At 72.5% G+C, this 19,261-nt stretch carries 19 protein-coding genes; 12 read left to right on the forward strand and 7 right to left on the reverse strand.

Going from position 1 to position 19,261, the window contains the following annotated elements; all coding sequences use genetic code 11:
- The first annotated feature begins 13 nt into the window (after positions 1 to 13).
- The 9 genes from ACZ6YG_RS17515 to ACZ6YG_RS17555 are packed head-to-tail and all read left to right on the forward strand — an operon-like array spanning position 14 to position 10,569.
- Positions 14 to 1,375: an ABC transporter substrate-binding protein gene (locus ACZ6YG_RS17515; protein WP_466018577.1), complete on the forward strand. Its 1,362-nt coding sequence runs from the start codon at positions 14 to 16 to the stop codon at positions 1,373 to 1,375.
- Positions 1,372 to 2,256, forward strand: a complete 885-nt coding sequence (locus tag ACZ6YG_RS17520; protein WP_364231128.1) for a carbohydrate ABC transporter permease — start codon at positions 1,372 to 1,374, stop codon at positions 2,254 to 2,256. The genes ACZ6YG_RS17515 and ACZ6YG_RS17520 overlap by 4 nt, the downstream gene beginning before the upstream one ends.
- Positions 2,250 to 3,068, forward strand: a complete 819-nt coding sequence (locus ACZ6YG_RS17525) for a carbohydrate ABC transporter permease (RefSeq protein ID WP_148029568.1) — start codon at positions 2,250 to 2,252, stop codon at positions 3,066 to 3,068. Before ACZ6YG_RS17520 ends, ACZ6YG_RS17525 begins: the two co-directional genes overlap by 7 nt.
- 7 nt (positions 3,069 to 3,075) lie before the next feature.
- Entirely contained in the window at positions 3,076 to 4,236 is a 1,161-nt protein-coding gene (locus ACZ6YG_RS17530; RefSeq protein WP_364231130.1) for a mandelate racemase/muconate lactonizing enzyme family protein, read from the forward strand.
- 15 nt (positions 4,237 to 4,251) lie between these two features.
- Positions 4,252 to 4,917: a GntR family transcriptional regulator gene (locus tag ACZ6YG_RS17535; protein ID WP_148029570.1), complete on the forward strand. Its 666-nt coding sequence runs from the start codon at positions 4,252 to 4,254 to the stop codon at positions 4,915 to 4,917.
- Positions 4,910 to 6,313, forward strand: a complete 1,404-nt coding sequence (locus ACZ6YG_RS17540; protein WP_466018578.1) for an NAD-dependent succinate-semialdehyde dehydrogenase — start codon at positions 4,910 to 4,912, stop codon at positions 6,311 to 6,313. The genes ACZ6YG_RS17535 and ACZ6YG_RS17540 overlap by 8 nt, the downstream gene beginning before the upstream one ends.
- 11 nt (positions 6,314 to 6,324) lie before the next feature.
- The gene (locus ACZ6YG_RS17545; protein WP_466018579.1) at positions 6,325 to 7,338 is read left to right on the forward strand and encodes a DUF2804 domain-containing protein; all 1,014 of its coding nucleotides are present in this window, start codon (positions 6,325 to 6,327) and stop codon (positions 7,336 to 7,338) included.
- 20 nt (positions 7,339 to 7,358) lie between these two features.
- A complete protein-coding gene (locus tag ACZ6YG_RS17550; protein ID WP_364231138.1) occupies positions 7,359 to 9,050 on the forward strand; it encodes a glycerol-3-phosphate dehydrogenase/oxidase in 1,692 nt (563 codons plus the stop codon).
- Positions 9,051 to 9,102: 52 nt separating this feature from the next.
- Positions 9,103 to 10,569: an FGGY family carbohydrate kinase gene (locus tag ACZ6YG_RS17555; RefSeq protein WP_466018580.1), complete on the forward strand. Its 1,467-nt coding sequence runs from the start codon at positions 9,103 to 9,105 to the stop codon at positions 10,567 to 10,569.
- A gap of 15 nt (positions 10,570 to 10,584) precedes the next feature.
- On the opposite strand, the gene ACZ6YG_RS17560 is transcribed toward ACZ6YG_RS17555, so the two are convergent.
- From ACZ6YG_RS17560 to ACZ6YG_RS17575, 4 genes are all read right to left on the reverse strand, one after another.
- Positions 10,585 to 11,592, reverse strand: a complete 1,008-nt coding sequence (locus ACZ6YG_RS17560; protein WP_466018581.1) for a sugar kinase — start codon at positions 11,590 to 11,592, stop codon at positions 10,585 to 10,587.
- Positions 11,593 to 11,666: 74 nt separating this feature from the next.
- Entirely contained in the window at positions 11,667 to 12,932 is a 1,266-nt protein-coding gene (locus ACZ6YG_RS17565) for a serine/threonine-protein kinase (RefSeq protein WP_466018582.1), read from the reverse strand.
- Positions 12,933 to 13,046: 114 nt separating this feature from the next.
- A complete protein-coding gene (locus ACZ6YG_RS17570; protein ID WP_271275393.1) occupies positions 13,047 to 13,598 on the reverse strand; it encodes a GNAT family N-acetyltransferase in 552 nt (183 codons plus the stop codon).
- Between the two features lie 12 nt (positions 13,599 to 13,610).
- Positions 13,611 to 14,120: a shikimate kinase gene (locus tag ACZ6YG_RS17575; protein ID WP_281429310.1), complete on the reverse strand. Its 510-nt coding sequence runs from the start codon at positions 14,118 to 14,120 to the stop codon at positions 13,611 to 13,613.
- 37 nt (positions 14,121 to 14,157) lie between these two features.
- Between ACZ6YG_RS17575 and ACZ6YG_RS17580 the strand changes: the two genes are divergently transcribed.
- The gene (locus ACZ6YG_RS17580; RefSeq protein WP_148029578.1) at positions 14,158 to 14,439 is read left to right on the forward strand and encodes a DUF6458 family protein; all 282 of its coding nucleotides are present in this window, start codon (positions 14,158 to 14,160) and stop codon (positions 14,437 to 14,439) included.
- Between the two features lie 14 nt (positions 14,440 to 14,453).
- Positions 14,454 to 14,840 carry a ChaB family protein gene (locus ACZ6YG_RS17585; protein WP_148029579.1) on the forward strand — a complete coding sequence of 129 codons (387 nt, stop codon included), beginning with the start codon at positions 14,454 to 14,456 and terminating at the stop codon, positions 14,838 to 14,840.
- Between the two features lie 99 nt (positions 14,841 to 14,939).
- Here the strand turns inward: ACZ6YG_RS17585 and ACZ6YG_RS17590 are convergent, their stop codons facing one another.
- The 3 genes from ACZ6YG_RS17590 to ACZ6YG_RS17600 all read right to left on the reverse strand — a co-directional run bounded on the left by ACZ6YG_RS17590 (position 14,940) and on the right by ACZ6YG_RS17600 (position 18,159).
- Positions 14,940 to 16,766: a transketolase gene (locus ACZ6YG_RS17590; protein WP_271275392.1), complete on the reverse strand. Its 1,827-nt coding sequence runs from the start codon at positions 16,764 to 16,766 to the stop codon at positions 14,940 to 14,942.
- A gap of 114 nt (positions 16,767 to 16,880) precedes the next feature.
- Complete coding sequence (locus ACZ6YG_RS17595) at positions 16,881 to 17,894, reverse strand: SDR family oxidoreductase (protein WP_397198767.1); 1,014 nt, start codon at positions 17,892 to 17,894, stop codon at positions 16,881 to 16,883.
- Between the two features lie 7 nt (positions 17,895 to 17,901).
- Positions 17,902 to 18,159: a hypothetical protein gene (locus ACZ6YG_RS17600; protein WP_219543758.1), complete on the reverse strand. Its 258-nt coding sequence runs from the start codon at positions 18,157 to 18,159 to the stop codon at positions 17,902 to 17,904.
- Positions 18,160 to 18,215: 56 nt separating this feature from the next.
- Here ACZ6YG_RS17600 and ACZ6YG_RS17605 point away from each other — a divergent pair, with 56 nt between their 5' ends.
- Positions 18,216 to 19,214 (forward strand): DNA topoisomerase IB, encoded by a 999-nt coding sequence (locus tag ACZ6YG_RS17605; protein ID WP_364231155.1) that lies wholly within the window; start codon positions 18,216 to 18,218, stop codon positions 19,212 to 19,214.
- Positions 19,215 to 19,261 lie beyond the last annotated feature (47 nt).

Genomic DNA, 19,261 nt, shown 5'->3' on the forward strand with positions numbered 1-19,261 from the left:
CCCCCAAGGAGAAGTGTTGAGAAGCATTCGGCTCGTCGCGGCCACGGCCGTGCTCGGTCTGGCCGTCGCGGCCTGCGGTTCGTCGGCGGAGGAAGTCCCGGCCGACGGCGGCGGTCTCGGCACCGCGGAGAACCCGGTGTCGATCCGCGTCATCGCCAACGACGCGTTCGCCAAGCAGTGGCAGGACGGCCTCGTGCCCGAGTTCAACAAGAAGTACCCGAACATCAAGGTCACGATCGACGGCGTCCCGTACAACGACCAGCTCGCCAAGACGATGCTGGAGCTGACCGGCGCGAACGCCACCTACGACGCGGTGCTCGCCGATGACAACTGGCTGCCGCAGCTCGCCAAGACCGGCGCCCTGCACGACCTCAAGGGCACCGAGCTGGCGCAGTGGAACGATCCCGAGTACGACTGGGACGACATCCACCCGGCGCCGCTGGCGGCGGGGGAGTGGGAGGGCAAGCAGTACGCGGTGCCGGTCCGCTCCAACCTGCTGCTGATGTTCTACAACAAGACGCTCTACAAGAAGGCCGGGGTCGCCGAGCCGACCGCCGAGACCACCTGGGAGCAGTACTTCAAGGACGCCGAGAAGCTCGTCCAGGACACCGACGGCGACGGCCAGACCGACTCGTGGGCGGCGGCCACGTACTTCACCAAGGACCCGCTGACCCCCACGGTGTGGCAGACCGTGCTCAACTCCGACGGCGGTCAGCTGCTCGACGAGAACATGCGGGTCGCGTTCGACAACGAGGCGGGGGTCAAGGCTCTGCAGACGCAGGTTGACCTGCTCAAGTACGCGCCTCCCGGGGCGAGCACCTACCAGTTCAACGAGCCGCTGGAGGCGTTCCGCCAGGGCAAGGCGGCCACCATGTTCATGTGGGGCAGCGTCTTCAAGGGCACGGCCGTGGACAAGGAGACCACCACCCTGACCCCCGACGAGGTCGGCATCACCACGCTGCCCGCCGGGACCGCCGCGCCGGGCGCGCACCGCGGCATCTGGACGGCGGGCATCTCCAAGAAGTCCCAGCACCCGGCCGCCGCCTGGACGTGGCTGCAGTGGGTCACCTCCAAGCAGGGCGAGCAGTTCACCGCCAAGGAGTTCGGCACGTTCCCCGCGCGGGTCTCCACGCTCGACGGCGAGCCGCCGGCCGACTGGGCCGAGCCGGTCTACAAGGCGCTCAAGGAGGGCTACGAGGTCGTCACCAAGGGCGAGATGTGGCGTCCGAGGCTGCCCGAGTCCGACGCCGTCCAGCAGATCCTGGCACTGCACACCAGCCAGGCCGTGTCCGGCCAGTCGACCGCCCAGCAGGCGATCGAGGCGGCCGCCAGTGAGATCACGGCACTGCTGAAGTCCAAGGGCTACGGGCAGTGAGACGCGTTCGCCTGGGAGAGCCGGGCACCGCCTGGCTCTTCCTGGCACCCGCTCTGATCCTGCTCGCGGGCATGCTGCTCTACCCGATCTTCTACACCCTCTGGGTGAGCCTGTCCGACTTCGACCTCGCCACCTTCCAGCCCGCCGGGTGGGTCGGCTGGCGCAACTACGAGGCCGTGCTGAACGACCCCGGTTTCCTGGAGTCGCTCCGGGTCACCGCGGTCTACCTGGTGATCGCGCTGCCGCTGCAGATGGTGCTCGGGTTCGCCATCGCGTTCCTGCTCAACGTCGCCTGGCGGGGGCGGGGCGTGCTGCGCGCGCTGTTCCTCATCCCGATGGTGGTGGCGCCGGTGGTCGCGGGCGGCGTCTGGCGGATGCTGCTCGACCCTCTCTGGGGCGTCGTCAACTACGCGCTCGGCCTGGTCGGGATCGGCCCGGTCGAGTGGATCGGCGACCCGACGCTGGCCATGGCGAGCCTGATCATCATCGACACGTGGCGCTGGACGCCGTTCGTGGTGCTCATCGCCGCGGCCGGGATCATGGCGCTGCCGGGTGACGTGTACGAGGCGGCCAAGTCCGACGGCGCGGGCCGGTGGGCCACGCTGCGGCACATCACGCTGCCGCTGCTGGTGCCGGTGATGGCCGCCGCGTTCGTGGTGCGCTGGCTGGGCGCGGTCAAGATGTTCGACATCGCGCTGGCCGCCACCAAGGGCGGGCCCGGCAACGCGACCAACGTGGTCAACCTCTACATCTACGAGAAGGGGTTCCGGAGCCTGGAGTTCGGCACGGCCTCCTCGATGGCCACGATCGTGCTGGTCCTGACGATGATCATCACCTATGTCCTGTTCAACGTGACCCGGCGTCTGGAGAACCGATGGTGAGGAGGTACGCGGCCATCACCGGGGCGATCCTGGTCACGCTGCTCTTCCTGTTTCCCGTCCTCTACATGGTCAGCATCTCCTTCAAGCTGCCCAAGGACATCTTCACGGTGCCGCCGAGGTGGCTGAGCGAGTTCACGCTCGACAACTACGTCAGCTACTTCCACCAGGCGCGCATCATGCCCCGGATGGTCAACACGGTCATCGTGGCGGTGGGCGCGTCGGTCATCTCCATGGTCGCCGGATCCATGGCGGGCTACGCGCTGTCGCGGATGCGCATGCGCGGCGCGGGCGTCGTGGGCGGGCTCATCCTGGCCTCCCGCGCGGTGCCGCCGATCGCGCTGGTCGTCCCGCTGTTCCTGGTGGCCAGGAAGCTCGGGCTGACCGACCAGTACATCACGGTGATCCTCGCGTACGTGACCTTCCTCGTGCCGTACGTGGTCTGGCTGATGCGGGCGTTCTTCCGCGGCCTGCCGAAGGAACTGGAGGAGGCCGCGATGATCGACGGGTGCACCCGCTTCGGCGCGTTCTTCCGGATCATCGTGCCGACGAGCCTGACCGGGCTGGTCTCGACGCTGATCTTCTGCATCATCCTGGCCTGGGAGGAGCTGCTGTTCGCGCTCATCCTCACCAATGACAAGGCGGTCACCATCCCGGTGGCGATCGCCGGCATGGCGGCCGACACCGAGAAGGGCGGCATGTGGGGGCCGCTGGCCGCGGTCGGCGTGCTGACCGTGCTGCCCGTGGTGGTCTTCGCGCTGCTCGTGCAGAAGTACCTGATCAAGGGCCTCGCGGACGGCGCGACCAAGGGGTGATGGGCCGATGAAGATCACAGACGTGCGGGCCAGGGTCATCGAGCTGCCCTATCCGCGGCCTTTCGTGCCGTCGTGGGCTCCGGAGGGCGCCCACCGGGCGATGTCGGCGGTCATCGTCGAGGTCGAGACCGACGAGGGCATCGTCGGCGTGTCAGGCGGCGACATGGGGCACGGCACCGGTCCGATGCTGCTGGAGGCGATCCGCGGCTGGATCCGCCCGCAGCTCGTGGGCCTGGACGTGTTCGACACCACGCACGTCGCCAACCGGCTGCGGTACGTGGCCGAGTACGTCTTCCCCCGGCCCTGGGTCGTCGGCGTCGCGGTGTGGGACGCGGTGGGCAAGGCCTGCGGTCAGCCGCTGTACAAGCTGTGGGGCGGGCACTCGGGAGCGGTTCGCGCCTATGCGAGCTTCGGCGAGGTCCGCAGCCCGGAGCAGCGGGTGGAGGACAGTCTGAAGGTCGTCGAGGAGGGGTTCCGGGGCATCAAGTTGCGGGTCCACGCCGCGACGATCGCCGAGGACGTCGCCCAGGTGGCCGCCGTGCGCGAGGCCGTCGGACCGGACGTCGCGATCATGGTGGACGCCAACCAGGCCGCCGCCCGCTGGCGGTACGCGCCCGACGGCAGCCGGTTGATCTGGGACTACGACCGCGCCCTGACCACCGCCAGGGAGCTGGCCGATCTCGGTGTGGCCTGGCTGGAGGAGCCGATGCCCCGGCACGACTACCGCGCGCTGTGCGAGCTGACCGCGGCCGCGCCGATCCCGATCGCCGGCTGCGAGCACAACCGCGGCATCGGCCAGCTCGTGCGGATGCTGGAGGACGGGTGCTTCGACATCTTCCAGCCGGACGCCAACGAGAGCGAGGAGATCGGCGCGCTGCGCGACTTCGGCGCCATGGCCGCGGCCCGGCAGCGCAAGGTGATCCCGCACGCCTGGGCCACCGGCCTCGGCGTCGCGGGAAACCTGCAGCTCTGCGCGTCGCTGCCGAACTGCGACTGGCTGGAGTACCCGTACGACCCGCCGGTGATCGTCCCGGAGGTGTTCCACGCGATGCTGACGAAACCGCTGCTGCCGGACTCCTCCGGGCTCGTAGGCGTTCCGGAAGGACCGGGACTCGGTGTAGAGCTGGACCACGCGGCGATCGAGCCGCTCACTGTCCAGCGGGTCTGAAGGGCTCCCCCAACCATGGCCGAATCGCGTTCCCCCTTCCGCACCAAGGCGGATCTGGCAGCGGACCACATCAAGAATCTGATCATGTCAGGAGAGGCGCCACCCGGGATGAAGATCACCACCCGGATGGTCGCCGAGGCCGTGGGCATCAGCGAGACGCCGGTGCGCGAGGCCATCAAGCAGCTCTGCTCGGAGGAGTGGCTGGTCGAGCGCCCGCACGTCGGGGCCGTGGTGGCCGCGTACACCGTCGAGAACGTCCGCGAGCTCTACAGCGTGCGGGCCGCGCTGACCTCGCTGGCCCTGAAGCTGGACGGCCGGCCGCTGGCCGGCGACCGGCTGGCCGAGGTGGACGCGGTCCTCGCCGAGTGCGAGGTCGCCGTCGCGAAGCTGGACGTGGCCGCGTTCGCCCGGCTCAACCGGCGCTTCCACTCCCTGCTGTGCGACACCGAGAGCAGCAGGCTCACCCACCGCATGCTGCAGAGCCTGTGGGCCCGGACGGAGACCGCCCAGCGCGGCTTCCGCCTGGTGCCCTGGCGGCTGCCCGAATCGCACACCGAACACGTCGCCATCAGGAACGCCCTGGTGGCCGGCGACATCACCCTGGCCAGCGAGTTGCAGCACGCGCACGAGATGGCCGCCATGAAAGCGCTGATCGACGGATTGCGGGAGACAGATGGCTGACACGGGAAGGGCACTCATCGGGGCCGAGTGGCGGGAGGCGGACGGCACGTTCACCGTCTACGCGCCCGCCACCGGGCAGCCGCTGGGCGAGGTCGCCGACTGCGGCCCCGAGCTGACGGCGCGGGCGGTCGACGCCGCCGCCGAGGCGTTCCCGGCCTGGCGTGCCCTGCCCGCGCACGAGCGGGCCGACCTCATGCGGGCCGCCGCACGGGAGCTGGCGGCCAGAGCGGAGACGATCGGCGCGATCATGACGGCCGAGCAGGGCAAGCCGCTCGCCGAGGCGACCGGCGAGGTGCTGTCGGGGGCCGACCACCTGCTGTGGGCGGCAGAGGAGACCCGCCGCCTCTACGGTGAGACCGTGCCGGGCGCGCACGCCGACAACCGCATCTGGCTGCTGCCCGAACCGGTGGGCGTGGTGGCGGGCATCACGCCGTGGAACTTCCCGGTCTCCATGATCACCCGCAAACTGGGCCCGGCGCTGGCCGCCGGCTGCACGGTGGTGCTCAAGCCGGCCGAGCTGACCCCGCTGTCGGCCATCGCGGTCGCCGAGGCGTTCGTCGCCGCCGGGCTGCCGGCCGGCGTGTTCAACCTGGTCACCACGTCCCGCCCGGCGGAGTTCGGCGCGGTCGTCATGGCCGACCCGCGGGTGCGCAAGGTGTCGTTCACCGGCTCCACGGAGGTCGGCAGGGAGCTGATCAGGCAGAGCGCCCAGGACGTGAAGCGGCTCAGCGTCGAGCTGGGCGGGCACGCGCCGGTGCTGGTCTTCCCCGACGCCGACCCGGTCGCCGCCGCCCGGGCCGTGGCCCGCAGCAAGTTCCTCAACGCCGGCCAGGCCTGCACCGCGCCCAACCGGATCTACGTGCACTCCTCGCTGGCCGCCGCCTTCACCGCCGAGCTGGTCCGCCGGGCCGAGGCGGCCGAGCTGGGGCCGCTCATCGACGAGCGGGCCGTGGCCAAGGTGACCAGGCACGTCGAGGACGCGCTGGCCCGCGGCGCCACGGCGCTGACCGGCGGCCGGGCCTCCGGCGGGCCGGGCACGTCCTACCCGGCCACGGTGCTGTCCGGGGTCACCGACGACATGCTGATCTGCCGCGAGGAGACCTTCGGGCCGGTCGCCCCGGTGCTGGAGTTCGACGACTGCGACACGGTCGTCGCCCGCGCGAACGCGACCCCGTACGGACTGACCGCTTATGTGTGGACGAACGACCTGAACAGGACCATCCGGATCGCGGAGGAGCTCCAGTTCGGGATGGTCACCGTGAACGGCGGCCCGCTGGCGCCGCCACAGGCGCCGTTCGGCGGGGTGAAGAGCAGCGGCTACGGCCGCGAGGGCGGCCACCACGGGGTGGCCGACTACCTGGAGTACAAGTACCTCAGCGTGGGGCTGGGGCGATGACGGAGAGCACGATGAAGACGAGCCCGCGCGCGGTCGCCGAGCGCGAGATCACCAGCAGGGTCGACCTGTGCCTGCCGAGCGGACGGCTCAACCCGGCCGCCGTCGGGTGGAGCCGCACCCCGCTGCACCGCGCCAACATCCGCGGCTGGGGCCGCACCATGCGCTGGGACTACTGGTGCGTGACCAGCCCTGAGCAGGTGTTCGCCTTCAGCGCGAGCAGCCTCGACTACCTGGCCGGCGAGGCGGCGTTCTTCCTGGACCGGCGCACCGGCGAGCAGGTGACGAGCAGGGGCCTGCTCGTGCCCGCCAGAGGCGTCTCGTTCTCCGCGCGCAGCGGCGAGGGCAGCGTGCGCATCGGCGCCGGTCCCGTCCGGATCAGCGTCGACGAGACCGCGGCCGGCACCCGGCTCCGGCTCAGGTCGGCCGAGCTGGACGCGGAGATCCTGGTGCACCGGGTTCCGGGCAGGGAGAGCCTGTCGCTGGTGGTGCCGTGGAGCGCCCGCCGCTTCCAGTACACGGTCAAGGACGTCGGCCGGCCCGCCGAGGGCACCGTCCGCGTCAACGGCAGGACGTACGAGTTCGCCACCGAGGACGCGCTGGCCACGCTCGACCTCGGCCGCGGCCGCTGGCCGGGGGAGGTCCTGTGGAACTGGGGCGCGGCCGCCGGCCGCCCCGGCGGCCGCGACGTGGCTATCCAGATCGGCGGCAAGTGGACCGACGGCACCGGCAGCGTGGAGAACGCGCTGATCCTCGACGGCCGCGTCCACAAGATCAGCGAGGAGCTGGTCTGGTACTACGACACGAGCGACTGGAACGCGCCCTGGCGGATCACCGGCGACCGGCTGGACCTGGAGTTCGTCCCCGAGCACGTACGCGAGGCCGACGTGCGGCGGGCGCTCTACATGCGCACCCGCGAGGCCCAGGCGTTCGGTCACTACCGGGGCACGGTCGTCGCGGACGACGGGGAGATCGTGGAGATCTCCGATCTGTACGGCTGGGCCGAAGAGGTCTACAGGCGCTGGTGAGGATGAGGATGGCAACGGTCATGGGACAGCGCGACGCCCTGCTGCACGAGGTGTCGGAGAACCTGCTCGACGTGCTGGTCGTCGGCGGCGGCGCGACCGGCGCCGGAGCCGCGCTGGACGCGGCCTCCCGAGGGCTCACCGTGGCCCTCGTCGAGGCCGGCGACCTGGCGTCGGGCACGTCGGGCAAGTCCAGCAGGCTGCTGCACGGCGGCGTGCGCTATCTGGAGCAGCTCAGGTTCGGGCTGGTGCGCGAGGCGCTGCACGAGCGCGGCCTCCTGCACGACCTGGCCCCGCACCTCGTGCGGCGGCTGTCCTTCCTGTATCCGCTCACCCACCGGATGTGGGAGCGCGGCTACGTGGGCGCCGGGCTCGCCCTCTACGACGGGCTCGCCGGGATCGGCGACCGGCACGGCTTCCGGCGGCACCGCCACCTCAGCCGGCGGGCGCTCCTGCGCGCCGCGCCGTCGCTGCGCCCCGACGCCGCGGTCGGCGCCCTCGCCTACGACGACGGTCAGGTGGACGACGCCCGGCTGGTGGTCACGCTGGCCCGCACCGCCGTGCGCGAGGGCGCCACCGTGCTCACCCGCGTGCGGGTCACCGGCCTCGCCACCCGGCCCGGCCACACGGTCGCCACCTGCGAGGACGTGCTCAGCGGCGAGCGGTTCGCGATCCGGGCGCGGCGCGTGGTGCTCGCCACCGGGCCGTGGTCGGAGCTCACCCAGCGGATGCTGGGCGTCTCCCCCGTACGGACGCGGGCCTCCAAGGGGGTGCACCTGGTGGTGCCCAAGTCGCGGCTGCCCATGTCGTCGGCGCTCATCGCGCGGACGGCGAGTTCGGTGCTGTTCGTGATCCCCGCGGGGGACGTGGTGCTCGTCGGGACCACGGACACGCCGTGGGAGATCGGGCCTGGGCCGGTGCTGCCGACCGGCTCCGACGTGCGCTACCTGCTCGACCAGGCCAACCGGTGGCTGCGCGAGCCGCTCACCGGGGACGACGTGGTCGGCGTGTACGCCGGGCTGCGGCCGCTGGTCGACGCAGGCTCCGGCGACACCCAGGCGGTGTCCCGCGAGCACGTGGTGCGGGAGGTGGCGCCCGGCTGCTTCGTCGTGGCGGGCGGGAAGCTGACCACGTACCGGGTGATGGCGCGCGACGCGGTCTCGGCCGCCGTCCGCGGGCTCGGCGCGCGCCGCTCCTCGACGGCCACCCTCCCGCTGGCCGGCGCCAGCGGCTTCGCCCAGGCCTGGGCCCGCCGCGACGCCGCCGCCGTCGCCGCCGGGGTGCCCGTCTCGGTGGTGGAGCGGCTGGCTCTGCGGTACGGATCCGACTACCGCGAGGTGCTCACCCTGGGCTCCGGCCCGCTCGGCGGCGGGACGCCGGGCTCCCTCCCTGGCGGGCCGCTGGAGCCGCTCCCCGGGGCGCCGTCGCTGCTGGGCGCCGAGGTGCTGTTCATGGCGGCGCACGAGGGCGCGCTCGGCGTGGACGACGTGCTGCGCCGGCGCAGCCGGGCCGGGCTGGAGGCGCGCGACGGCGGCGCCGCCGCGGCTCCGCACGTCGCCGCGCTGCTCGCCACCGCGCTCGGCCGCGACGCCGCCTGGGAAGCCGACCAGGTCGGACGGTACGTCGCCGCCGCGCGCATGACCGAGGAGGCCCTCGCCGTCGACCACGACGCCGACCTCGTCCCCCTGCTGGCCCGCCTGCGGGAGGCCGCGTGACCTCGCGCGGCCGCGCCGGCCTTCTCGTCCTCGACCTGTCCCTGGAGGCCTCATGACCGTCCTCGCCGTGGACGCCGGGACCACCGGCGTCACCGCGCTCGTCGTCGACGACGAGGGGCGGGTGCTGGCCAGGGGGAGCCGCGAGTTCCCGCAGCACTTTCCCAGGCCGGGGGAGGTGGAGCACGATCCGGACGACATCTGGGCCGCCGTGCTGGACGCCTGCCGCCAGGCGGTGGACGCGGCGGCGGTCCCGGTGTCGTGCCTGGGGCTGACCAATCAGCGGGAGACCGTCGTCATCTGGGACCGCGACACGCTCCGCCCGGCCCGGCGCGCGATCGTCTGGCAGGACCGCCGCTCCGCCGCCGTCTGCGAGGAACTGCGCGAGTCCGGCGCCGAGGACCGGGTCCGGAAGGTCACCGGGCTCCGCCTGGACCCGTACTTCTCCGCCACGAAGCTCACCTGGCTGCGCCGCTACGACCCCGCCACCTGGGAGGGCGTCCGGTCCGGCAGGCTCGCGATCGGCACCGTCGACTCGTACCTGCTGGCCCGGCTCACCGGCGGACGGCTGCACGTCACCGACGTGTCCAACGCCTCCCGCACGCTGCTGCTCGACCTGGCCGCCGCCACCTGGTCCGCGGAGATGGCCGACCTGTTCGGGGTTCCGGCCGCCGCGCTGCCCGAGCTGGTGCCCTCCAGCGCGGTGCTCGGCGAGACGTCGCCGGAGGCCTTCCTCGGGCTACGCCTGCCCATCGCGGGCGTCGCGGGCGACCAGCAGGCCGCGCTCTTCGGGCAGGCCGGCTTCACCGCGGGCGCCTCCAAATGCACGTACGGGACGGGCAGCTTCCTCCTGGTCAACACCGGCGACCAGCCCGCGTCCCCGGACTCCGGGCTGCTCTCCACCGTCGCCTGGCGGCTCGGCGACGGGCCCGTCCAGTACGCGCTGGAAGGGTCGGTGTTCGTCACCGGGGCCGCCGTGCAGTGGCTGCGCGACGGGCTGGGGCTGCTCGGCGCCACGGCCGACAGCGAGCGGCTGGCCGCCTCGGTGCCCGACTCCGGCGGCGCCGTCTTCGTACCGGCGCTCACCGGTCTCGGCACCCCGCACTGGGACCCGTACGCCAGGGGAGCGCTCCTCGGTGTCAGCCGCGGCACCACCGCCGCGCACGTCGCCCGCGCGGTGCTGGACGGGATCGCGTTCCAGATCCGCGACGTGGTGGACGCCTCCGGAGTGGACATCACCCGGCTGGCCGTCGACGGCGGCGCCGCGGCCAACGACCTGCTCTGCCAGATCCAGGCCGACCGGCTCGGCCGGCCCGTCGTCCGGCCGGCCGGGACCGAGACGACCGGGCTCGGCGCCGCCTTCCTCGCCGGTCTGGCCACCGGGGTGTGGGCCGGCACGGACGAGCTCGCCCGTGCCTGGCGGGTGGCCCGCGAGTTCGCCCCCCGGCCGTCACCGGAGTCCGAACTCCGGCGCTGGCGCCGGGCGGTCGCCCTCGTGCGCGACTTCGGCTCACCCGCCTGACGCGCGGGGTGCTGTCTAGCGGCTGACTCCGTCGGTGGTGCGGTCGAGGAGCGCCAGGTCGGCGCGGCGGGGGAGGCTCTCCCAGTCGCCCTGGGAGGTGACCGCGAACGCCCCCGCGGCGCAGGCGGTGCGCAGCCGGTGCTCGGGCTCGGCGCCCTCCAGCCAGTCGGCCAGCCATCCGGCGGCGAACGCGTCGCCCGCGCCCACCGGGTCCACCTCGGTGACCTGGTAGGCGGGCGCCCGGTACGCGACGCCGTCGGACAGTTCGACAGCCCCCCGCGAGCCCAGCTTGACCAGCACGTGGCGCGGGCCCAGCGCGGCCAGCGCCTCCGCCATCGCGACCGGCCCCTCCGGGACGGCTCCTTCCGCGTCCTCGTGCGGCGGCGTCGCGAAGGTGTCCGGGAGGAGCAGGCGGGCCTCGTCCTCCGTGGCGAACAGCATGTCCACCTGGCCGATCACCTCGCGCAGCCAGGCGCCCGCCTCCGCCGGGGACCACAGGGCCTTGCGGTAGTTGACGTCCAGGGACACCGGGACTCCCGCGCTCCGCGCCACCTCGACGGCGTGCCGCACGGTCGCGCGGGCGGACTCCGACAGGGCCGGGGTGATCGCGGTGACGTGCAGCACGCGCGCACCCCTGATCAGGTCCGGGTCCAGGTCCTCCGGACGGATGCGTGAGCCGGCGCTGCCCGCGCGGTAGTAGCGGACGTCGATGTGGTCGGCCGTGCGGCGGCCCTTGATCATCAGGCCCGTCGGCGCCTCCAGGTCGGGGACGGCACGCACGTCCACGCCCTCGCCCGCGAGGGCCGAGCGGATCAGGTCGCCGAAGTCGTCGGCGCCCACCCGGCCCGCCCAGCAGGCCGTGCGGCCCAGCCGGGCGACGCCGATCGCCACGTTGGACTCGGCGCCGCCGAGCCCCAGGTCGAAGTCGCGGGCGAAGCGCAGCGGGCCGGTGCGGCGGGCCGCGAACAGGGCCATCGTCTCGCCGAAGGTCACCAGGTCTGTCATCGGATTGAGTTCGGGCACGCATGAAAACCTATTTCGGCGCGCGCCCGTATGCCAATCGTCAGGATCTGAGGGCTCCGGTCGGGGGCGACCCGTCAGCGGCGGCTCGATGGTGGTTCCGGTGCGGGGACGGGGAGGAGGGGGGCGACTCCGGAGGTGGCGTCGCCGAGCCATTCGAGCGTGCGGCGGGCGTCCTTGACGACGGTGGCCACGCTGAAGGCCAGGGCGACGGCGGCGACCAGCGCCAGCGCGGGCGACAGGAGCCCGAGCCGTCTGGGCCGGGACGCCGGCAGGCAGGCAAGCGCCCACGAGCGGGTCTCCTCGCGCGGCCGGTCGAGCCAGCCGCGCAGGCGCGGCCAGGCGTGGAAGAGGGCGGCGGTGGCGGGCACGAGGCGGTCGCCGGTGACGGCCACCAGGGTGCCGGCCTCGGTGCGGGCGGGCGGGACGGCGACGCTGGGCCGGACGAGCAGCCCTGACTCCAGCAGCCGGGACAGGACGGGCTCGTCGAGCGCGGGGGCGGCGGCCGGTGGCGTGCCGGGGGCCAGCTCGACCAGGAGGTCCCTCAGCCGGTCCCGCTCGACGGCGGTCAAGGACGCGTACAGCTCCTCGGCCACCTCGCCCAGCGCGGGCGGCCCCGGCAGGGACGGCACCCGGGCCGACGTCGGGAGCGGCAGGGCGGAGGCCGGGGGCCGGGACGACGGGTCCTTGGACAGGGCGCGCGCCACCCGGCCGCGCAGCCGCGGCGGGAGCGCCGTCAGGTCGGGGTCGCAGGACAGCAGCCGGTGCATGACCTCGCCCATGGAGCCGCCGCGGAACGGGTCGTCGCCCGTGGCCGCGAACAGCACCAGCGCGCCCCAGGCGAACACGTCGCCCGCCGCGCCGCCCGGCTGCCCCGTGACGACCTCGGGGGCGAGGTAGGTGCGGGTGCCGCCGATCGAGCCGGGCACGCCGGGGCAGATCACCTTCGGGCCGTCGCCGGTGAGCAGCACCTTGCCCGGCCGCAGGTCGCCGTGGGTGAGCCCGGCGGCGTGGAGACAGGCGAGCGCGGACGCCACCGCCGTGGCCAGCGCGACCAGCTCCTCACCCGCGTACGGGCCGTGCAGGGAGATCGCCTCCCGCAGGGACGGCCCGCTCGCGAACTCGCTCACCACGTAGGCGGGCGTGCCGCCGGACCGGACTTCGAGGACGCTCGCGAGATGCGGGTGGGTCACGGGTCGGACGCGGGGGAGGGGACCGCGCGGCACCCTGACCGCGAACCTGCGCCCCTCGTCGTCGTAGGCGTCGTAGACCACGCCGTGGCGGCCCGCGCCGAGCCGCCCCGCCAGCCAGTAGCCGCCGAGCCTCTCGGGATCACCAGGCACCGAGCGCATCATCGAAAGGCTTAGACGCACCCCGACGAGAGTTTGTTGCGCACGGCTCCCAGATCGCCACAGGCCCCCCGCGCGCCTCGGGGAGCCCGTGGGTAAAGATCATTATTACAGCAATCCGGATCTTGCTTGCCAATCGGGCCGCAGCACGGACATGACGAGGGAGTCGTACCACTCGCCGTCCCAGCGCAGCGCGTCGCGGAGCCGGCCCTCCTCCACGAAGCCGAGCTTCTCGTAGACGTGGCGGGCCCGGTCGTTGAACGCGAACACCTCCAGGCCCACCCGGTGCAGCGGCGTGGTGCGGAAGGCGTGGTCGAGGGCGAGCGTGATGGCCTCGGTGCCGTAGCCCCTGCCGAAGGCCCGGTCGCCGATGAGCGCGATGCGCAGGTTGCACGACAGGTTGGGCTCGTCGAGCTCGTTGAGCACGACCTCGCCCACGTAGTCGCCGCCGGCCTCGATGGCCAGGTCGAGGCGGTCCGCCTGGCCGGCCCGCGTGGCGCACCAGCGCCGGCACGCCTCCAGCTCGAAGGCGGCGTGGGAGCCGGTCAGCCGCCGCACCTCGGGATCGGAGACCAGCGCGAACAGGCCGTCGGCGTGCTCGGCCCCCACCGGCCGCAGCGTCACCCGCTCGCCGGTCAGCACGGGTTTGTCGGAGAACATCGCCCCTGGTTATCAGTCCCGGCCGGGCGCGGGCAAACCCGAATCGCGCAGCACGGCGGCCAGCACCTCCTCCGGTTTCAGCACGCCCACGTCGTACTTCAGGTCCGCCACTTCACGGAAGTACGGCTCGCGCCGGGCACGCAGGGCTGCCGGTGCGAATTCGGGCCGGTGGTCGCTGGTGCGCATCCGCTGGGTGAGCACCTCGTCGTCGGCGTCCAGCCAGATCACCGTGGCGGCGCGCATCGCCTCGCGGGCCCGCTCGTCGTCGAGCGTGCTGGCCGCCGCGGCGATCACCTTGGGCTCGCCGGCGAGCTCCTCGATCAGGTGCTCGGCCTCCCGCTCGTGCAGCACGTCGGCTCCCTCGCGGGCGGCGATCTCCGCGGACGGGCCTCCGTATCTCGACCGCAGAAAGGAGTCGCTGTCGCTGAACGGAAGGCCGAGAGCCTCGGCGATGAGGCGACCTGTCGTGCTCTTACCGCTGCCCATCAGCCCGATTAACACGATTGGTTTGTTTTTCTTCATGTGGATAGAGGTTCCTCGTGTCAAGGAGGTAAATCAAATGACCATCGCCGGAAGCATCATCCTCATCATGCTCGGTGCGATCCTCACGTGGGCCGTCGAATTCGATCTCGCCGGTGTGGACATCAACGTCGTCGGCGTGATCATCATGCTCGGCGGACTGGTCGGATTGCTGTTCGCCCTCTACCGGATCAACGTCACGCGCAGGGCGGTCGGCCCGATCGAGGAGCCGGTCCACCGGCACGAGATCTACGAGGAGCCCGAGGCGCGCAGGACGACCGTGTACGAGGAGCGTCGACACTACGACGAGCCGCCGCTCTAGGAGGTGAGCCGGACATGCCGGCCAGAGAGGAACTCCCGTCCACCATCCGCCGCTCCCCGAAGAAGGCGCAGGACACGTGGATGAAGGCGCACGACTCGGCCGTCGAGACGTACGGCGAGGGCAGGCGCGCCCACATGACGGCCTTCGCCGCGCTGAAGCACTCCTTCGAGAAGGTGGGAGACCACTGGGAGCCCAAGTCGAAGAAGGGGCCGTCGGACAAGGGCGCGACGGACCGTTCTGGACGCACGGCCGAGGGCGTCGACGCCAACGCCAGCAAGGAGCACCTGCGCGGCGTGGCCGCCGACCTGGACATCAGCGGCCGTTCGAAGATGAGCAAGCAGGAGCTCGTGGACGCCATCAAGAAGGCGAACAGGAAAGCGACCGCGAAGGCCCGCGGCTGATCCGCGCTCGCCGCGGCGGTACGGGCCGGCCACCGGAGACGGCGGCCGGCCCGTACGTGTCGTGATGCCGGTCACCGGGAGACGGCGGCCGGCCGGTGCTCACACCAGTCTGTTGACCGCCGCGACGATGGCGTGGCGGTCGATGCGCGCGTCGGCGAGCTGCTCCCCGGGCGTGGCCGAGCCGGGCATGCCGTGCACGGCCAGCTTCACCACCCGCGGCCCCAGCTCGGACACCGCGTCCAGCACGGCGTCGCCCAGGCCGCCCTCCGGCCGGTGGTCCTCCACCGTGATGAGGTTGCCGGTCGTGGTCGCCGCCTCGACCAGCACCGCCGTGTCGATCGGCTTGATCGAGTACATGTCCACCACGCCGACCTGGACACCCTCGGCGGCCAGCGTCTCGGCGGCGGCCAGCGCCTCGTGCACGGTGATCCCTGCGGCCACGATCGTGGCCCGGTCCGACGGCGAACGGCGCAGCACGCACGAGCCGCCGATGGGGAAACGCTCGCCCTGCTGGTGGATGACCGGCGTCGCGCCGCGCGTGGTACGCAGGTAGGACACCCCGGTCAGGTCCGCCATCTCCACGGTCAGGGCCGCGGCCTGGTTGGCGTCGCACGGGTAGAGCACGGTGCTGTCGTACACGGCCCGCATCATGGCCAGGTCCTCCAGCCCCATCTGGGACGGGCCGTCCTCGCCGATCGACACCCCGGCGTGCGAGCCGACCAGCCGGATCGGCGACCGGCTCACGCCCGCCATCCGGATGAAGTCGTACGCCCTGGTGAGGAAGGCGGCGAAGGTGGCCGCGTACGGGACCCAGCCGCGCACCGCCAGGCCCATGGCGGCGGCGACGAGCTGCTGCTCGGCGATGTACATCTCGAAGAACCGCTCGGGGAACGCCCGGCCGAACTCCTCGGTCTTGGTCGAGTCGGCCACCTCGCCGTCGAGCGCCACCACGTCGCCGCGGGCGGCGCCCAGCGCGGCCAGGGCCTCCCCGAACGCGCTCCTGGTCGCCACCTGGTCGCCGACCTTGTACTCGGGCAGCACCAGCTCGCCGCCCTCGAACCGGTACGGCTCGCCCGCGCGGTCCGGAGACCGGACCTCCACCCGCAGGTCGCGTTCGCCGCCGAGCTCCGCGACGGCGGGCTCCGGCTCCTTCAGCGGCTTGCCGTGCGCGCCCTCGCGGTCGGCCACCGCCCGCACGCCCTCGCCCTTGCGGGTCCTGGCCAGGATGGCGGTGGGCCGCCCGCGGACGCCGTGCGCTTCCTGGAACGCGTCGTCGATCGCGCCGGGGTCGTGCCCGTCGACCTCGATCGTGTGCCAGCCGAAGGCGCCGAACCTGCGCGCGTACGCCCCGGTGTCCCAGCCGTGGCGGGTGGGGCCGCGCTGGCCCAGGCGGTTGACGTCCACGACCAGGGTCAGGTTGTCCAGCCCCGTGTCGCCGGCCTGCTCGGCCGCCTCCCAGATGGAGCCTTCGGCCAGCTCGCTGTCGCCGCACAACACCCACACGCGGTACGGCATGCGCTCCAGCCGGCCGGCCATCGCCACGCCGACCCCGACAGGCAGCCCCTGGCCGAGCGAGCCGGTGGCGACGTCGACCCAGGGCAGCCTGGGCGTCGGATGGCCCTCCATCCGGCTGCCGCGCTTCCTGAACCTGAGCAGTTCCCTGTCGGTGACCGCGCCGGCCGCCTTGAACAGTGAGTACAGCAGGGGCGACGCGTGGCCCTTGGAGAAGATGAGGTGGTCGTTCGCCGGGTTGCCCGGGTCCTCGAAGTCGTAACGCAGGTGGTGGGCGAAGAGCACCGCCATCAGATCGGCGGCGGACATCGACGACGTGGGGTGGCCGGACCCCGCCTCGGCGGAGGCTCTCACCGAGTCGACGCGGAGCTGCGCGGCCAGCTCGCCGAGAAACCGCAGATCTCGTTCAGCCATGATTCCCTCCGATCGTTTCCGGGCGCCTACCCGTGGGGGATCGGGCGAATCGTGCTGCGATTCCCGGCCGGGCCGCTTGTTCCGGCCCATCCGGAACGGCCGAGAAGGGACCGCTCAGCGGGATTTCCGCATCAGGGCCGCCGCGCCCGCCGCCGCCGCGGCCGCCAGGGTGAGCATGACCGACCGGCGGTGCTGGGAGAGCCAGAGCTGCGGGCTGCGGTGGTGGCCGCGGTCGTCGAAGCCGCCGTGCGCGCCGTGGTCCTGATGCTCGTCGGCCGGCTCCCACAGGTTCGCGGCGCCGCTCGTGGGCTGCCCGTCGGTCTGCTGCGCCTGGACGCCGGTCCTGGCCAGGTAGCGGTCCACCAGCGCGGGGGCGGCGCGCTGGGCCAGGAGGGCGGCCGCGGTGGTGCCGCCGACCCAGTACTCCTTGCGTTCCGGGTGCGCGGCCGCGTACACGACGCCCCGGGCGGCCACCTCGGGCTGGTAGATCGGGGGCACCGGCTGGGGATGGCGGCGCAGCTTGGACAGCACCCAGTCGAACTGCGGCGTGTTCACCGCCGGGAGCTGGACCATCGTGACCCGGACATCGCTCCCTTCCGCGAGCAGCTCGGTGCGCAGGGACTCGGTGAAGCCCCTGATGGCGTGCTTGGCGCCGCAGTACGCCGACTGCAGGGGGACGGCCCGGTGCGCCAGGGCCGAACCCGTCTGCACGATCGTGCCCCGGTTGCGCGGGCGCATCAGGTCCAGGGCGACCTTGGTGCCCCAGACGTAGCCCAGGTAGGTGACCGCGGTCGCGCGCTCGTACTCCTCGGGGGAGATGTCGGCGAACCGGGCGAACACCGAGGAGAACGCCGAGTTGATCCATACGTCGATGGGGCCCAGCTCGGCCTCGATCCGCTCGGCGGCCTTCCTGACCTGCTCGTAGTCGGCGACGTCCGCCTCGTAGACCTGGCCGACGCCGCCGGCCGCGCCGACGTCGACCGCCGCCGCGCCGAGGCCCGTGGTGCCCCGGGCGATGAGCGCCACCTTGGCGCCCTTCGCGCCGAGCTCGCGCACCACCGCCCTGCCTACCCCGCCGCTCGCGCCCGTGACGACGACCACCCTGTCCTGGAGGATGTGGGGAGCCATGGGCGAGTCAGCCGATCTCTCCGACGTCACTGTCCTTCTGCTTGCGTACGGCCCGCCAGATGTTGATCACCGTGAGAATCGCCAGGACGACGGTGATCCCGGTCATGACCCAGGCCTTCGCGATGAGGCTGAGCACGCACATCGCGAACAGGAACACCAGGATGAACGAGCCCACCCTGATGTGGACCACGTCCCGCGGCGTGGCGGGGACCATCGCATGGCCCTTCTTGTCCCTTGTCTCGACCCAATCCTTGTTGTCGCTCATGTAGCTGCACCTGCCCGAGCCGTTTGCCGCCTAACACGCCGGGTAGCGCGGCAGACGTGCCCGAGCTGCATCCCAGCGACCAGAACGAACCGGGGATCACCCGGCGCCGTCGAGGCCGCGGGTTCAGCTATCACGGACCCGGCGGCGAGACCGTCCGCGACCATGCGACGCTGGCCAGGATCAGGGCGCTGACGATCCCGCCCGCCTGGACCGACGTGTGGATCTGCGCCTCGCCCCACGGGCACCTGCAGGCGGTCGGCACCGACGCGGCCGGGCGCCGCCAGTACCGCTACCACGACCTGTGGCGGCAGCAGCAGGACGAGGCCAAGTTCGACCGGGTGCTGGAGCTGGCCGACCGGCTGCCCGCGTTCAGGAAGAGCGTCGACGAGCAGCTCAGGGGCCGCGGGCTGACCAAGGAACGGGTGCTGGCCGCCGCCGCGCGGCTGCTCGACATCGGCTTCTTCCGCGTCGGCGGCGAGAGCTACGACTCCTACGGCCTGGCCACGCTCCGGATGGAGCACGTCGTCTGCTCGCGCAACACGATCACCTGCTCGTACCCGGCCAAGGGCGACGTGCCGCGTGAGATCCGGGTGGCCGACCCCGGCGCCTGCCGGGTGGTCAGGTCGCTGAAGTCCCTGAGCGCCGAGGGGGAGCTGCTCCGCTACCGGGGCGAGAACGGCTGGGTGGACGTGCGCAGCGAGGACATCAACGACTACCTGCGCGAGACCATCGGCGAGTTCACCGCCAAGGACTTCCGCACCTGGCACGCCACGGTGCTGGCCGCCGTCGGGCTGGCCGTCTCCCGCATGGCCGAGAGCGACACGGCCAGGAAGCGGGCCGTCACCCGGGTCATGCGGGAGGTCGCCGAATATCTTGGCAACACCCCCGCCGTGGCGCGGGCATCGTACGTGGATCCGCGGGTGATCAGCGCGTACGAGGCGGACAAGACGATCGGTCACGCGCTGACCGAGCTGGGAGCCGGCGTGGACCCGGGGAAGCTGGCCACGCACGGCAAGGTGGAACGAGCCGTCATCAACCTCCTTCGCACCGTTTGAGCGGTTCTTTGCCGGGCATGCGCGGCAGGGAGTATAGGGAGGGAAGC

It is taken from the genome of Nonomuraea sp. NPDC054003 (genome assembly GCF_055585125.1).

Coding starts and splice junctions, on each gene's coding strand:
- ACZ6YG_RS17535 (WP_148029570.1), top strand. CDS start 4,252: ATGGCCGAATCGCGTTCCCCCTTCCGCACCAAGGCGGATCTGGCAGCG.
- ACZ6YG_RS17550 (WP_364231138.1), top strand. CDS start 7,359: ATGGGACAGCGCGACGCCCTGCTGCACGAGGTGTCGGAGAACCTGCTC.
- ACZ6YG_RS17540 (WP_466018578.1), top strand. CDS start 4,910: ATGGCTGACACGGGAAGGGCACTCATCGGGGCCGAGTGGCGGGAGGCG.
- ACZ6YG_RS17585 (WP_148029579.1), top strand. CDS start 14,454: ATGCCGGCCAGAGAGGAACTCCCGTCCACCATCCGCCGCTCCCCGAAG.
- ACZ6YG_RS17600 (WP_219543758.1), bottom strand. CDS start 18,159: ATGAGCGACAACAAGGATTGGGTCGAGACAAGGGACAAGAAGGGCCAT.
- ACZ6YG_RS17530 (WP_364231130.1), top strand. CDS start 3,076: ATGAAGATCACAGACGTGCGGGCCAGGGTCATCGAGCTGCCCTATCCG.
- ACZ6YG_RS17570 (WP_271275393.1), bottom strand. CDS start 13,598: ATGTTCTCCGACAAACCCGTGCTGACCGGCGAGCGGGTGACGCTGCGG.
- ACZ6YG_RS17595 (WP_397198767.1), bottom strand. CDS start 17,894: ATGGCTCCCCACATCCTCCAGGACAGGGTGGTCGTCGTCACGGGCGCG.
- ACZ6YG_RS17580 (WP_148029578.1), top strand. CDS start 14,158: ATGACCATCGCCGGAAGCATCATCCTCATCATGCTCGGTGCGATCCTC.
- ACZ6YG_RS17590 (WP_271275392.1), bottom strand. CDS start 16,766: ATGGCTGAACGAGATCTGCGGTTTCTCGGCGAGCTGGCCGCGCAGCTC.
- ACZ6YG_RS17575 (WP_281429310.1), bottom strand. CDS start 14,120: ATGAAGAAAAACAAACCAATCGTGTTAATCGGGCTGATGGGCAGCGGT.
- ACZ6YG_RS17555 (WP_466018580.1), top strand. CDS start 9,103: ATGACCGTCCTCGCCGTGGACGCCGGGACCACCGGCGTCACCGCGCTC.
- ACZ6YG_RS17545 (WP_466018579.1), top strand. CDS start 6,325: ATGAAGACGAGCCCGCGCGCGGTCGCCGAGCGCGAGATCACCAGCAGG.
- ACZ6YG_RS17525 (WP_148029568.1), top strand. CDS start 2,250: ATGGTGAGGAGGTACGCGGCCATCACCGGGGCGATCCTGGTCACGCTG.